The 13,494-nt window shown below is 74.2% G+C and carries 11 protein-coding genes; 6 read left to right on the forward strand and 5 right to left on the reverse strand.

Going from position 1 to position 13,494, the window contains the following annotated elements:
• Window positions 1–48: 48 nt before the first annotated feature.
• Window positions 49–1,860, reverse strand: a complete 1,812-nt coding sequence (locus tag G7Z13_RS19655; protein WP_166005120.1) for a phosphatidylglycerol lysyltransferase domain-containing protein — start codon at window positions 1,858–1,860, stop codon at window positions 49–51.
• A 390-nt stretch (window positions 1,861–2,250) separates the two neighbouring features.
• Here G7Z13_RS19655 and G7Z13_RS19660 point away from each other — a divergent pair, with 390 nt between their 5' ends.
• Together G7Z13_RS19660 and G7Z13_RS19665 are read left to right on the forward strand one after the other, a co-directional pair.
• A complete protein-coding gene (locus G7Z13_RS19660) occupies window positions 2,251–3,366 on the forward strand; it encodes an alpha/beta hydrolase-fold protein (protein ID WP_166001085.1) in 1,116 nt (371 codons plus the stop codon).
• A gap of 249 nt (window positions 3,367–3,615) precedes the next feature.
• On the forward strand, window positions 3,616–5,139 hold the full coding sequence (locus G7Z13_RS19665) for a hypothetical protein (protein WP_166001087.1): 1,524 nt from the start codon (window positions 3,616–3,618) through the stop codon (window positions 5,137–5,139).
• A gap of 99 nt (window positions 5,140–5,238) precedes the next feature.
• Here the strand turns inward: G7Z13_RS19665 and G7Z13_RS19670 are convergent, their stop codons facing one another.
• Both G7Z13_RS19670 and G7Z13_RS19675 read right to left on the reverse strand, forming a co-directional pair.
• Window positions 5,239–6,528 carry a PH domain-containing protein gene (locus G7Z13_RS19670; protein WP_166005122.1) on the reverse strand — a complete coding sequence of 430 codons (1,290 nt, stop codon included), beginning with the start codon at window positions 6,526–6,528 and terminating at the stop codon, window positions 5,239–5,241.
• A 59-nt stretch (window positions 6,529–6,587) separates the two neighbouring features.
• Window positions 6,588–7,091, reverse strand: coding sequence for a PH domain-containing protein (locus tag G7Z13_RS19675; RefSeq protein WP_166001089.1), 504 nt, complete (start codon window positions 7,089–7,091; stop codon window positions 6,588–6,590).
• A gap of 31 nt (window positions 7,092–7,122) precedes the next feature.
• Between G7Z13_RS19675 and G7Z13_RS19680 the strand changes: the two genes are divergently transcribed.
• Complete coding sequence (locus G7Z13_RS19680; protein WP_166001091.1) at window positions 7,123–8,274, forward strand: NADH-quinone oxidoreductase subunit D; 1,152 nt, start codon at window positions 7,123–7,125, stop codon at window positions 8,272–8,274.
• A gap of 169 nt (window positions 8,275–8,443) precedes the next feature.
• On the opposite strand, the gene G7Z13_RS19685 is transcribed toward G7Z13_RS19680, so the two are convergent.
• Window positions 8,444–9,451 (reverse strand): SAM-dependent methyltransferase, encoded by a 1,008-nt coding sequence (locus G7Z13_RS19685; protein ID WP_166001093.1) that lies wholly within the window; start codon window positions 9,449–9,451, stop codon window positions 8,444–8,446.
• Between the two features lie 118 nt (window positions 9,452–9,569).
• On the opposite strand from G7Z13_RS19685, the gene G7Z13_RS19690 reads away from it, so the two are divergent.
• The 3 genes from G7Z13_RS19690 (at window position 9,570) to G7Z13_RS19700 (ending at window position 12,287) form a co-directional block, all read left to right on the forward strand.
• Window positions 9,570–10,772 (forward strand): sensor histidine kinase, encoded by a 1,203-nt coding sequence (locus tag G7Z13_RS19690; RefSeq protein ID WP_166001094.1) that lies wholly within the window; start codon window positions 9,570–9,572, stop codon window positions 10,770–10,772.
• A 102-nt stretch (window positions 10,773–10,874) separates the two neighbouring features.
• Window positions 10,875–11,549 (forward strand): response regulator transcription factor, encoded by a 675-nt coding sequence (locus tag G7Z13_RS19695; RefSeq protein WP_166005124.1) that lies wholly within the window; start codon window positions 10,875–10,877, stop codon window positions 11,547–11,549.
• Between the two features lie 105 nt (window positions 11,550–11,654).
• Complete coding sequence (locus G7Z13_RS19700; RefSeq protein WP_166001097.1) at window positions 11,655–12,287, forward strand: AAA family ATPase; 633 nt, start codon at window positions 11,655–11,657, stop codon at window positions 12,285–12,287.
• A gap of 60 nt (window positions 12,288–12,347) precedes the next feature.
• On the opposite strand, the gene G7Z13_RS19705 is transcribed toward G7Z13_RS19700, so the two are convergent.
• On the reverse strand, window positions 12,348–13,454 hold the full coding sequence (locus G7Z13_RS19705; protein ID WP_166001099.1) for a DUF5937 family protein: 1,107 nt from the start codon (window positions 13,452–13,454) through the stop codon (window positions 12,348–12,350).
• Between the last annotated feature and the right edge of the window lie 40 nt (window positions 13,455–13,494).

The raw sequence follows: 13,494 nt of genomic DNA on the forward strand, positions 1-13,494 counted from the left end.
GCCCCGGGCCGCCCGGCTCCCCGCCCGCCGTCCCGCTCGCCTTCCGCGTCACGCCGCGCGGACGTCGCGTTCCGGCAGCGTGCGGACGTCGCGGTCCCGTACGGCGTCCCGCGCGGCGTGGGCGCAGGGGCGGGGAGCGGGCCGGCGGCGGCGCAGCGGGCGGGGCAGCAGCTGTGCCGGGTCGAGGAAGCCCTCGGCCTGCATCGCCGCGAAGCCGATGCGGGGCAGGTCGGCGGACGCGCGGTAGACCACGAAACGGGGCTCCCATCGTGGCCGGAACTTGGCGTTGAACTTGTACAGCGACTCGATCTGGAACCAGCGGGACAGGAACACCAGCAGTCCGCGCCAGGCGCGCAGCACCGGACCCGCGCCGATCTTCTCGCCGCGCGCGAGGGCGGAGCGGAACATCGCGAAGTTCAGCGACACGCGCGCGATGCCGAGTTTCGGCGCGGCCTGCAGGGCGGCCACGATGAGCAGCTCGTTCATGCCGGGGTCGGCCGCGCGGTCACGGCGCATCAGGTCCAGCGAGACGCCGTCGCGGCCCCAGGGCACGAAGTGCAGAATCGCCTTCAGATCGCCGTACGGTCCCGGCTCGGCGTCCGCCTTGTGGGCGGTGGCTATGAGACAGTCGCCGTCGGCCGGGTCGCCGATGCGGCCCAGCGCCATGGAGAAGCCGCGCTCCGTGTCGGTGCCGCGCCAGTCGTCGGCGGCGCGGCGGATGCGCTCCAGCTCGGCCTCGCCGAGGTCACGCACGCGTCGTACCCGGGTCTGGTAACCGGCGCGCTCGATGCGCTTGACCATCTGCCGCACGTTGCGCATCGCGCGGCCGGCGAGGGAGAAATCCGGGACGTCCACCACCGCCTCGTCGCCCAGTTCGAGGGCGTCCAGGCCGGTCTCGCGGGCCCACACCTCACCGCCGGTCTCGGAGCAGCCCATCACGGCGGGGGTCCACGAGTGGGCGCGGGCCTCGTCCATGAACCGCTCGATGGCGCCGGGCCAGGCCTCGACGTCGCCGATCGGGTCGCCGCTGGCGAGCATCACGCCGGACACCACGCGGTAGGTGACCGCCGCCTTGCCGCTGGGCGAGAAGACCACCGCCTTGTCGCGGCGCAGCGCGAAGTGGCCGAGGGAGTCCCGCCCGCCGTGCCGGGCCAGCAGGGCGCGCAGCCGCGCCTCGTCCTCCTCGGTCAGCCGCGCGGCGGGGTGTTCGGGGCGCAGGGCGAGGTAGACCGTGGTGACGGCGGTGAGCAGGCCCAGGGCGCCCAGCGAGAAGGCCACCGTCCAGGAGGTGTTGCCGCGGTAGTCGACGGGGCCCTCGAAGCCGGACAGGCCGTACAGGACGTGACTGATGCGGTCCGCCAGGCTCGGGTCGCCGACCATGCGGCCGGGGTGGGCGCTGACGACGACCAGCCCGAGGGCGAGGGAACCGGCGCCCATGAGGACGAAGTTGGCCAGGGCACGCCACCGGGAGCGCGGGTCGGGCAGGGCGGCGAACTGGTCGCGGTGGCGCAGCAGGACGGCGAGCAGGGCGACCGAGAGCAGCACGCCCAGCAGGGAGTGCCGGTAGGCGAACTGGGCGACCGCGCCGGCCGGCAGCAGGGCGACGGCGGCCCGCCAGGCGCGCCGCTTGCGGCGCTTCAGGCCGTGCGCGAGCAGCAGCAACAGCACACCGGCGCTGAGCGAGAGGGCCGCGGCGAACGGGCCGAGCGCGCCGGGCAGGACCTCGGCCAGGGCGTGCATCCTGCTGTACCGGAAGCGCGGGAACACGCCCGCGGCGATGTCCAGGAGCCCCACGAGGGCGCAGGCCCTGGCGACGATGACGGGCACGGCCTCCGGCCGCGGGCCGCGCGGCAGGCGCAGCGCACGGCTCGGCCGGCGGGTCCGGCCGGTGCTGGCGGTCCCACCGGTGCTGCTGGTCCGGTCGGTGCTGCCGGTTCGGCCGGTCCGGTCGGTTGTGCCGGTCCGGTCGGTCCTGCCGGGACGTCCATGACCGTCGGGCCCGCCGGGTCCGCCGGTCCGGTCCGTGATCACGCCTGGAACCCCGCCCGACATTTCCCCATCTTGCCTGACAGACATCGCATCCCGTGGTTCTGCGAGAAAGCTTGAATCCGGTGCCCATCGGGCATCCGGCGACATTGCGCCCTCTAGGACGGCGTCTCGGGGAGGGAGGTTCACTCCGGTCTCCCGCGCGGGGTCAAAGGCCGGGGAAAGTCAGGGAAAGCACCACGGAACGGGGACAGGTGACACCCCATGGGACTCACGAGCGACGTGACGCTCGCGGTGGCGGCCGGATCGGCCGTCGCGCTGTTCGCCGCGACGGTGTGGCTGTGGCCGCGGCTGGCCCGGCGCGGCCCGCGGGCGGTCACCGGCCGGATCGGTCTGCTGCTGGCCACACAGGTGGCGCTGTTCGCGTCGGTGGGGCTCGCCGCCAACCAGGCGTTCGGGTTCTACGCCGGCTGGGCGGACCTGTTCGGGCAGGAGGACGACCTCGGGGTGGTCGTCGACCACGCGGGGGGCGGCGGCCTGGAGGTGCTGGAGAACGAGCGGGTGGCCGGGGCGCCCGGTGCCCTGCCGGCGAGCGGCGGCCGGGTGCAGAAGGTGGCCGTGGCGGGCCGTACGACCGACATCGCGACGCACGCGTACGTGTACCTGCCGCCGGAGTACTTCCAGCCGCGCCACCGCGCACGGACCTTCCCCGCGGCCATCGTGCTCACGGGGTATCCCGGCACGGCCAGGGCGCTGGTGGACAAGCTGCACTTTCCGCGCACCGCGCGGGAACTGGCCGCGGCGGGGCGGATGGAACCGATGATCCTGGTGATGCTCCGCCCGACCGTGGCGCCGCCGCGGGACACCGAGTGCGTGGATGTGCCCGGCGGCCCGCAGGCGGAGTCGTTCTTCGCGAAGGACCTGCCGGAGGCCGTGGGCGCCCACTACCGGGTGGACCCGAAGCCCGGCCGCTGGGGCGTCATCGGGGACTCCACGGGCGGTTACTGCGCGCTGAAGCTCGCGATGCACCACCCCGAGGTGTTCGGGGCGGGCGCCGGCCTGTCCGCGTACTACAAGGCGCCGGTCGACGCCACGACGGGTGATCTCTACCGGGGCGACGAGAGGGTGCGCGACCGCGCGGACCTGTGGTGGTGCCTGGAGCATCTGCCCGCGCCGGACACCTCGTTGCTGGTGACCAGCAGCAAGTCGGGGGAGTCCAACTACAAGGACACGCTGGAGTTCGTCGAGCGGGTGAAAGCGGCGCCCCCCACGCGGATCTCGTCGATCATCCTGGAAAGGGGCGGGCACAACTTCAACACCTGGCGGCGGGAGATCCCGGCGGCACTGGAGTGGATGAGCGGGCGGCTCGCCGGGGCTTGAAATGATCTTGAAATTGAGCGGAGGCGCAGGACCTTCCGGCACGGTTGAGAACCCGTTGTGGCCCTGTTGTGGCCCCGTTGTGGTCCGGCTGCGGCCCGGCTTGTGGCCCGGTTTCGGCCGTACGGGGAATTCGGCGACGGAGTCATTCCCTCCGCTATCCGTTCCTGATGCTCTGTGAACCCTTCGCCGTGGCTTTCTTTTTACGGCCCGGGGCACCACGATTCCCCTACGCGCGGTAAGTTTCTGGCCATGCCACGTGGACGTCACCGCCATTCCCCTCCCCTGCACAGGCTGCTTCCGCCGTCGGCGATCGCAGGCGTCTCCCTCGTCTGCGCCCTCGGCCCCTGGGTGTTCGAGGAGCCCTTGGTGCTGCGCGGGCTGGCGGCCGCCGCCGCGGTGACGGCGGTGGTCGGCGCGGTTGTCATGCGGCGCTGGGACATCCAGGCGGGCAAGCGCGTCGCCGAGCTGACGCGCGCGCGGGCGAGCGACGAGTGGCGGTTCGAGGAGCGGGTCGCCGAACTGGAGACCGACCTCGAGGAATCCCGCGAGCTGCGCCAGAAGCTGGAGCAGCGGCTGCGCGCCAAGCGCGCCGAACTGGCCGGTCTGCGCAACGAGCACGCGGCCCTGCTGCGCCGCTACGCCACCGCCGAGACCGAACGCGCCAGCGCGCTGGAGGGCCGGCGCCTGCTGGAACTCGAGGCCGCCACGCCCGCGCGGGCGCTGCCCGCGGCCTCCGGGCAGGGCGTGCCGGGGCAGGAGCCCGTGGTGAGCGAGGAGGCCGAGTCCGCCGCCGAGGCGAGGCCGGCCGTGCCCGCGCTCTTCTCCCCGGAGGGCGCCCGGCTGTTCCGGCGGGCCGGGCAGGCACTGGCCCGGCTCGGCGCGGACGCGACCGGCGAGGGTGCGGTACGGGTGCCTGCGGCGCGGGTGGCGTCCGGCGACGCGCCGGAGGTTGAAGCGGGGGCCGGTACTGGGGCTGATGCGGGGACCGCCGCAGCGGAAGGGGCTGCGCAGACCGCACAGGCCGCCGCGGAGGCCGCTCCTGAGGCCGGTGGGCGGGCAGCTGTGGAGGCCGCTCCGGAAGCCGGCGCGGAGGCCCTTGAGCCGGTCACCGCCGACGCGGGGTCCGTTCCGTCGCCCGAGGGCGCCTCGTCCGCGCAGGCTGCCCCGGCCCCGCAGGCGGCTCCGTCCCCAAAGGCCGCCCTGTCCGCGACGGCTGCGCGGTCCGTGACGGCCACCCCGTCTCCCGCGTCCCCCGACACCCAGGCGCCCCCGCGCGCCGCCACCCAGTCCGGTACGGCGCCCCTGCCGCAGCAGCCCACCGAGGCCCGTGCCGGGCGCGGCGGCGACGCGGAGGCCGCGCGGGAGGACGAGGCGCAGGGGAAGCCCGAGGCGGCCGCCGGGCAGGAGCACGTGGCCGCCGCCTCCGACGCCGGGCACTCCGCCCCGACGCGGCCCGCGGGGCACTTCACCGTGCCGACCGCGGTGGCCGTCGTAGAGCCCGCCCCCGCGCGGCGCGCCGCCACCGAGGGCGGGTTCGACTTCTTCGGTACGAAGACGAAGGGCAGCTCGGCCGCGATGGAGGCGGTGCAGAACGAGGACCTGGCGGACGTCGTCGGCCAGGAGGCGCTGGAGCTGCACAAGGCCGAGACCGAGAGCGGGTTCCGGCCCGCGGGCCCCGCCGCCGGGCAGGCGGCCGGCCAGGTCATCGACCTCACCGCCCACGACAAGACCGAGCGGATCGACGTACAGGGACTGCGCACCGCGGCGTCCTGAACCCTCACCGCGCGCCCCGCCACGGCTCCCCGCCGCGCGCGCCCACGCCATGGCCCCGGGCCACCGCGCGCCCACGCCACGGCCCCCCGCCCGCCCCCGCTAAGCCATCCACCGGTCCGGCCGGGCGTCCCTGCGGCCCGTGCGGGAGCGTTCCGCCTGGGCCCGGAGCAGGGCCGCGGCCTCCTCGACGGGCCTCAGGCGGGCGGTGACGGTCTTGTTCGCGCCGGTGTCGACGTGGACGTCCGCGAGGCCCCACCGGCGCTCCCAGGGGCCCTGCGTGAGGCGGACGCTCTGGATCTTGGCGTGCGGGACGAGGGCGAGGCTGCGGCGCAGCAGTCCGTGCCGGGCGGCGAACACGGCGTCGGTGGCGGTGAAGCCGTGGCCGCGCCACCACAGCGGTACGCACCGGCCCGCGCGGCGCGGTGGCCGGGACAGCTCCGGGCGCGCGGGCACGGTCACGCCGGGCAGTACGCGGCCGACGACGGCCTCGGCGACCTCGCGCGGCGCGACCGGCAGCAGCACGGAGTTCGACGACCCGGCCACGTCCAGCTCGACCCGCACCCAGCCGCGCCGCCGCCACAGCAGCGGCTCCACGATCCGTACGGTCTGCACCCGACCCGGCGGGACGGTCTCGTGCACCCGGTCCAGCAGCCCGCGGTCGATCCGCAGCCCGTCGGGTGACTCGGCCACCGTCCAGTCGTACTCGGCGACGAACCGCCCGACGCTGCTCGCGCCCGCCGCGCCGAGCAACGGCAGGCCGGTCGCCAGCACCGTCCACAGGCTGTGGGTGGCGAACCACAGCAGCGGCACCACGACGAGCGCGGCGGCCAGCGAGCCCCAGGTGGCGCCCGTCAGCACCAGGGAGAGCGCGAGGACCTTCGGGGGCACGCGCAGCAGCCGGTGCGCCGGCGCCTCGCCCACCTCGTGCGCCGTCTCGGGCGCGAAACCGGCCGCCCGCGCGAGCAGCTCCGCGCGCAGCGCGCGGGCCTCGCCCTCGCCGAGGAAGGCGAGTTCGTCCTTCTTGTCGGTCCCTATGACGTCGAGTTTCAGCTTCGCGACGCCCGCCACGCGCGCGAGGAGCGGCTGCGTGACGTCGACGGCCTGGATGCGCTCCAGCCGGATGTGCGCCGTGCGCCGGAAGACCAGGCCGGTGCGGATGCGCAGTTCCGTCTCGGTCACCGCGAAGTGCGTGAACCACCAGCTGAGGAAGCCGTACAGCGCGGCGGCCGGGATCAGCACGGCGAGCGCGATCAGCAGCGTGGTCGTCGTCAGCCGGTCCAGCTGGCGCTGCGCCTGGTCAGGGTCGTGCAGCGCCCAGCCGATCAGCACGGCGACCGGCGCCCACGCCCGCCGCAGCGGCGTCACGGGGTGCAGCCGCCGCTCGCTCACGTCGCCGGCCTGGCGTACCCGGTCACGGGTGCCCTCGGTGCCCTCGGTGCCCGGCGCGCTCACAGCCCCGCCGATCGGGCCTCGCCCAGCTCCGTGAGCCGGTCGCGCAGCCGCTCAGCCTCGGCCGGGTCCAGGCCCGGGATGGTCGCGTCGGTCGCGGCGGCCGCGGTGTGCAGCTGCACGCTGGCCAGCCCGAAGTGCCGCTCCAGCGGGCCGGAGGTGACCTCCACCAGCTGCATGCGGCCGTACGGCACGACCGTCTCCTCGTGCCACAGCACACCGCGGCTGATCAGCAGGTCGTCGGCGCGCTCGGCGTACCGCCAGGACCGCCAGTTGCGCTCGACCATGCCCCAGCCCCACGCCATCAGCGCCAGCGGCAGCAGCGCGAACGCCGCCCACGCGGGTCCCACCAGCAGTCCGAGCAGCAGCCCCGCGGCGACCGCCAGCGCACCCAGCCACACCACCAGCAACAGCCGCCGCAGCCGCAGCAGCCCCGGCGGCAGTCCGGTCCACACCGGTTCGTCCCCCGCCACCTGCGCGCCCCGCGCGCTCCCCGTTTCCATACGGCCAGCGTACGTAGGAGAGACTGGGTCCATGACTCCTACGACGGAGACCATGGTCGGCATCGGCGGCGCCGCGGAGAGCACCGACATGGTGCTCAACATCGGGCCGCAGCACCCGTCCACGCACGGCGTGCTGCGGCTGAAGCTGCTCCTGGACGGCGAGCGCATCACGCGCGCGGAGCCGGTGATCGGCTATATGCACCGGGGCGCCGAGAAGCTGTTCGAGGCGCGTGACTACCGCCAGATCATCATGCTCGCCAACCGCCACGACTGGCTGTCGGCGTTCTCCAACGAGCTGGGCGTGGTCCTGGCCGTGGAGCGGATGCTCGGCATGGAGGTGCCCCCGCGCGCGGTGTGGACGCGCACGCTCCTCGCCGAGCTGAACCGGGTGCTCAACCACCTGATGTTCCTCGGGTCCTACCCGCTGGAGCTGGGCGGCATCACGCCGGTCTTCTACGCGTTCCGGGAGCGCGAGGTCCTCCAGAACGTCATGGAGGAGGTCTCCGGCGGCCGCATGCACTACATGTTCAACCGCGTCGGCGGCCTGAAGGAGGACCTGCCGGCCGGCTGGACCGCACGCGCGCGTGCCGCGGTCGCCGCCGTGCGCTCGCGCATGGACGTCTACGACGACCTGGTGCTCGGCAACGAGATCTTCCGGGGGCGCACGCGGGGCGTGGGCGTCCTCGCCCCGGAGGCGGTGCACGCCTACGGCGTGAGCGGCCCCATCGCGCGCGCCTCGGGCGTCGACTTCGACCTGCGCCGCGACGAGCCGTACCTCGCCTACGGCGAACTGCGGGACACCCTCAAGGTCGTCACCCGGCGGGAGGGCGACTGCCTCGCCCGCTTCGAGTGCCTGCTGGAGCAGACGCACAACGCGCTCGACCTCGCCGACGCCTGCCTCGACCGGCTCGCCGAGCTGGAGCCCGGGCCGATCAACCAGCGCCTGCCCAAGGTGCTGAAGGCACCCGAGGGGCACACGTACGCCTGGACCGAGAACCCGCTCGGCATCAACGGCTACTACCTCGTCAGCAAGGGCGAGAAGACGCCGTACCGGCTGAAGCTGCGGTCGGCCTCGTACAACAACATCCAGGCGCTGACCGAGCTGCTGCCGGGGACGCTGGTGGCGGACATGGTGGCGATCCTGGGGTCGATGTTCTTCGTGGTCGGGGACATCGACAAGTAGGGCTCAGCCGCGGTCGGCGGGGCTCGGCCGACGGCAGTAGGCCTCAGCCGACGTCGCGGGGATCAGCCGACGTCAGCGGGGACCAGTGAGCGGGATCAGCCGACGTCAGCGGGCCTCGGTCGTCGTCGGCAGGGCGCGGCGGCAGCGGTCAGGGTTCGCCCGCCGGCCGTCACGCCTGGCCCAGCGGGTCCGGGATGCGGACCGGCTGCACCAGCCAGCCGAAGTCGCCGAGCCCGCCCGGTGCGGTCAGCTCGGCGGCCTCGCCGGCGCCCGCGAGGGCGCGCACGTACGCCGCGGGGTCCGTGGAGGCGAGTGAGAGCGGAGGGCGTGCGCCTGCGATCCCCAGGGCGTGCAGGGCGGCGCGCTGCGTCAGCACGCGCCCCCCGGGGAGCGTGCACGCGTCCAGCGCCACGTGGGCCGTGATGTCGCACGACCCGTCCGGCACGGGTGCCGTCTCGCGCCCCTCCCGGAAACCGGTGAGCGTCCCGAACGGAGGGCGCGTGTCGACCGTGTGCGCGTAGTCCACCGCCACCGCGAGACCGCGCTCCACACAGGACACGGCCGACGCCCACGCGGTGTCCCGCTCCAGCCCGATCTCGGCCCGCAGCCCCTCCTCGGCCGGCAGTGGCCACCACCGGGCCAGCCACTCCGCCTCCGCCCCGCCGACCGGCTCCCCGAGCCGTTCCGTCCCGTCCGCGCGCACCAGCACCCGCCGGGCCACGCCCGCCGCGTCGGTCTCCGCGACCTCCACGGGCACGTTGTCCAGCCACTCGTTGGCGAACAGCAGCCCGGTGACGGACTCCGGCAGCCGGGCGCGCCACTTGATGCGGTGATCGAGCCCGGCGGGGCGCGCGGCGATCTCGACGGCGTACGCGCGCGTGCGGGCGGCCACCTCGGCGGGCAGCGCGGCGAGCACCCCGCCGGCCAGTTCCCCCCGGCCCGCGGCCATGTCCACGAAGTCCAGCCGCTCCGGGCGGCCCAGCGCCTCGTCGACCCGGCACAGCAGCCCGGCCACCGCCCGCGCGAACAGCGGCGACGCGTGCACGGACGTACGGAAGTGCCCGGCGGGTCCCTCGGGCCCGCGGTAGAAGCCGCCCGGCCCGTACAGCGCGGCCTCCGTCGCCGCCCGCCAGCTCCGCCAGCCCTGCCACCCGGTCTCCGCCGTCTCATCCGTCACACCGCCAGGCTAGGCGCACGGGGAGGGGGCTCCTCCACCTTGCGGAGTACGCGTGCGTGGCCCGGATCGGTCCTCCGGTTGACCCCTGCACGCATCCGGCTTCCCTACGCTGGGTTACGTGCAGCGCCTCTATGACTTCCTCCGCAACCACCCGACATGGGTCGACGGCTTCTGGGCCACGGTCCTGCTCGGGCTCTCCCTGGTGAGCGGACAGGTCGACCCGGAAGGCATGGGTACGGACCGGCCGCTGCTCATCCTGCCGGTCGTCCTGCTGCTGTGCGTGGTGGTCGCGCTGCGCCGCCGGATGCCGGAGAAGATGCTGGTCCTGGCGGCGGTGGTGGGCGTGGCCCAGCTCGTGCTGGACGTCTACACGACGCCCGCGAACTTCGCCATGCTGCTGATCGTCTACACGGCCGCCGCCGACGGCGCGCGCTGGGCCTCCCGGCTCGCGCTGATCGGCGGACTGTGCGCGGCGCCCCTCGCCCAGATCCGCTGGCCGGCCACCGACTCCAGCCTGCTCGGCGACATCGCGGTCGCTGTCTTCCAGACCGTGCCGTTCGCCCTGGCCTGGGTGCTCGGCGACTCGATGCGCACCCGCCGCGCGTACCTGGCGCAGCTGGAGGAACGCGCCGCCCGCCTGGAGAAGGAGCGCGAGGCACAGGCCAAGGTCGCGGTCGCCGCCGAGCGCGCCCGGATCGCCCGCGAGCTGCACGACGTCGTCGCGCACAACGTGTCCGTGATGGTGGTGCAGGCCGACGGCGCCGCGTACGTCCTCGACGCGGCGCCCGACCAGGCGAAGAAGGCGCTGGAGACGATCTCCTCGACCGGTCGGCAGGCGCTCGCCGAGATGCGCCGGCTGCTCGGTGTGCTGCGCACCGGCGAGCACCAGGAGAGCGGGGAGTACGTCCCGCAGCCCGACGTCCAGCAGATCGAGGAGCTGGTCGAGCAGTGCCGTGGCTCCGGGCTGCCCGTGGACTTCAGGATCGAGGGCACCCCGCGCCCGCTGCCCAGCGGTGTCGAGCTGACCGCCTACCGCATCGTGCAGGAGGCGCTGACCAACACCCGCAAGCACGGCGGCCCGAACGCCGGCGCCAGCGTGCGCCTGGTCTACTTCGACGACGGTCTCGGCCTGCTCGTCGAGGACGACGGCAAGGGCGCCCCGCACGAGCTGTACGAGGAGGGCGGCGTCGACGGACAGGGCCACGGCCTGATCGGCATGCGCGAGCGGGTCGGGATGGTCGGGGGCACCCTGGACGCGGGACCCCGCCCCGGCGGAGGATTCCGCATCAGTGCGCTGCTGCCGCTCAAACCAGCGCATTGACGCATACGCACGCCCTTTGTTGACACCTGTCACGCCCCGCACGGCCCGCCACACCCCACACGCCCCCACCCGCTCACGACCATGGACATGGAAGAGGCCCCGATGACGATCCGCGTGATGCTCGTCGACGACCAGGTGCTGCTGCGCACCGGGTTCCGGATGGTGCTCGCCGCCCAGCCGGACATGGAGGTCGTCGCCGAGGCGGGTGACGGTGTCGAGGCCCTGCAGGTGGTGCGCTCGACGGACGTCGACGTCGTCCTGATGGACGTACGCATGCCCAAGCTGGACGGCGTGGAGGCCACCCGCCGCATCTGCGTCGAGCCGAACCCGCCGAAGGTGCTGATCCTGACCACCTTCGACCTCGACGAGTACGCCTTCTCCGGGCTGAAGGCGGGTGCCTCCGGGTTCATGCTCAAGGACGTGCCGCCCGGCGAGCTGCTCGCCGCGATCCGCGCGGTGCACAGCGGTGACGCCGTGGTGGCCCCGTCGACCACGCGGCGCCTCCTCGACCGGTTCGCGCCGATGCTGCCGAGCACCGGCAAGGAGCCGCAGCACAAGGAGCTGGAGCGGCTGACCGAGCGGGAGCGCGAGGTGATGATGCTGGTCGCGCAGGGCCTGTCCAACGGCGAGATCGCCGCGCGGCTGGTGCTGTCCGAGGCCACCGTGAAGACCCACGTGGGCCGCATCCTGACCAAGCTCGGCCTGCGGGACCGGGTGCAGGTCGTCGTCCTGGCGTACGAGACGGGGCTGGTGCGGGCCGGCGGCGGGCACGGCTGAGGGCGGGGCGGCGGGCACGGCTGGGAGTGGGGCGGGGCGGGATGGGGCGCGGCCCCGGCCAGCGGACCGCCTGACGCCGCGCGGGGCCGCCGGTAGGGTCTGCGCATGCTCCTGTGGATCAACGGCCCCTTCGGGGGCGGTAAGACACAGACCGCACACGAGATACAGCACCGGCTGCCCGGCAGTGTCATCTGCGACCCCGAGCACGCCGGATTCGGCCTGCGCCGCATGCTGCCGCCTGCGCTGCGCGGCGACTTCCAGGACCTGGTCTCCTGGCGGCAGGGTGTCGTCGAGGTCCTCGACCTCGCCCTGACCCGGCACGACGGCGTGGTCATCGTGCCCATGACCGTCACCGACTCCGGCTACTTCGCCGAGACCGTCGGCCGGCTGCGGGAACTCGGCCACGACGTACGGCACTTCACCCTCCTCGCGCAACGCGAGACCGTCCTCGCGCGCCTGCGCGAGCGCGGCCTCGGCCACCTGCTGCGGTTCGCCGCCGGGAAGGGCGCCGCACCGCGCGGCGAGAGCTGGGCCGTCCAGCGGCTCGACCACTGCCTGGAGCGGCTGAGCGCCCCCGAGTTCGCCGAGCATCTGTGGACGGATCACGTCACCGTCCCGAGAACGGCCGACCGCATCGCCGTCCTGGCGGGCCTCACGCTCCGCCCGCACCAAGGGGGTGCGCTGCGCACGCGGCTACGGCAGGCCCGGGTGAGCCTGCGTCACATCCGCTTCGACTGACCGACCGGGGGTCGATGGCCGGGGCCCGACGGACCGGGGAGGGCGTCCCGGTCACCGCCGTCACCGCAGCACACCCTCGATGAAGTCGCTGCCCAGGCGGGCCACCGCCGACAGGTCCAGCTGGTGCTGGGCGTACCGGCCGCGGCGGCGGGTGGTGATCAGACCGGCCTTTTTGAGAACGCTCAGGTGTCGGGATATCTCGGGTGCCGACATGCCGTGCGCGTCGGCCAGCTCGCCGGTGGTGTGCGGGGCGCGGGCGAGGTGGCGGCACAGCCGCATCCGGACCGGGTGCGCCAGTGCCTCCAGCCGGCGGGTGAGCTGCTCGACGGACGGCGCCTGCGGCGCGGGGCCGCTGACCGGGTAGGTGATCGCCGGCTGCCAGCCGTACCGGTGCAGCACCATCACATGGGGCCAGCCCAGGCTCGTCGGGACCAGCACTAGGTTCCCGTCCCCGGTGGCGGTGCGGCCCTCGATCAGCTTGTCGACCGTGATCAGCCCGGCCTCCTCGTCCAGCGACACCGCCGAGGACACCGCCGTGAGGGCGGCGGCGAGGCCCTTGCGCCGCAGCAGCTCCGTCTTGTGACGCGCGTCGGCGGCCAGCTGCGGCTGGACCCGCGTCCAGACGTCCGCGAAGAAGGCCTCCTCGCAGTCCCGCATCAGCTGCCGGAACCAGCCCCGCACGGCAGGCGGGTCGTCCAGCAGCCGCCGGGTGAACCGCTCCTGGACGCAGCCCCGCGCGGCGGCCATCTCCAGCGCGCGCCGCCGCACCGCCTCGTCCTCCAGCGGGCCGGCGCTGCGGGTGTCGTAGCCGATCTGACAGGTGAACTCCAGGGCCGCGTGCACGAACTGCTCGTCGGTCAGCTTGTCCAGCAGGTCGAGTTCGTCGGTGAGCGTGGCGCCCGGCAGGGTGCGGGTGCTGCCCGGGACCCCGGCGAACGGGGCGAACACGTCCGAGAAGGTGGTCCGCCACAGGAAGTCCGCCTCACTCAGGCGGTCCGCGAGGCCGGGGTCCAGTTGCGAGGAGACCGCCGTCGCCCACCCCTGGAGCCCCGGGTGGTGCCCCGGCTCGCTGAGCGCGTGCAGCGCCATGCCGAGCTCGGCCAGCGGCGACGGCACGAAGAAGATGCGCTCCTGCGGCAGCCCGGTGATGTCGATGCTCACGCTCATGACCCCATGGTGCACGGCCCCACTGACACCGCCCCGTCGA

The sequence above is a fragment of the Streptomyces sp. JB150 genome, from assembly GCF_011193355.1.
Classification (GTDB): domain Bacteria; phylum Actinomycetota; class Actinomycetes; order Streptomycetales; family Streptomycetaceae; genus Streptomyces.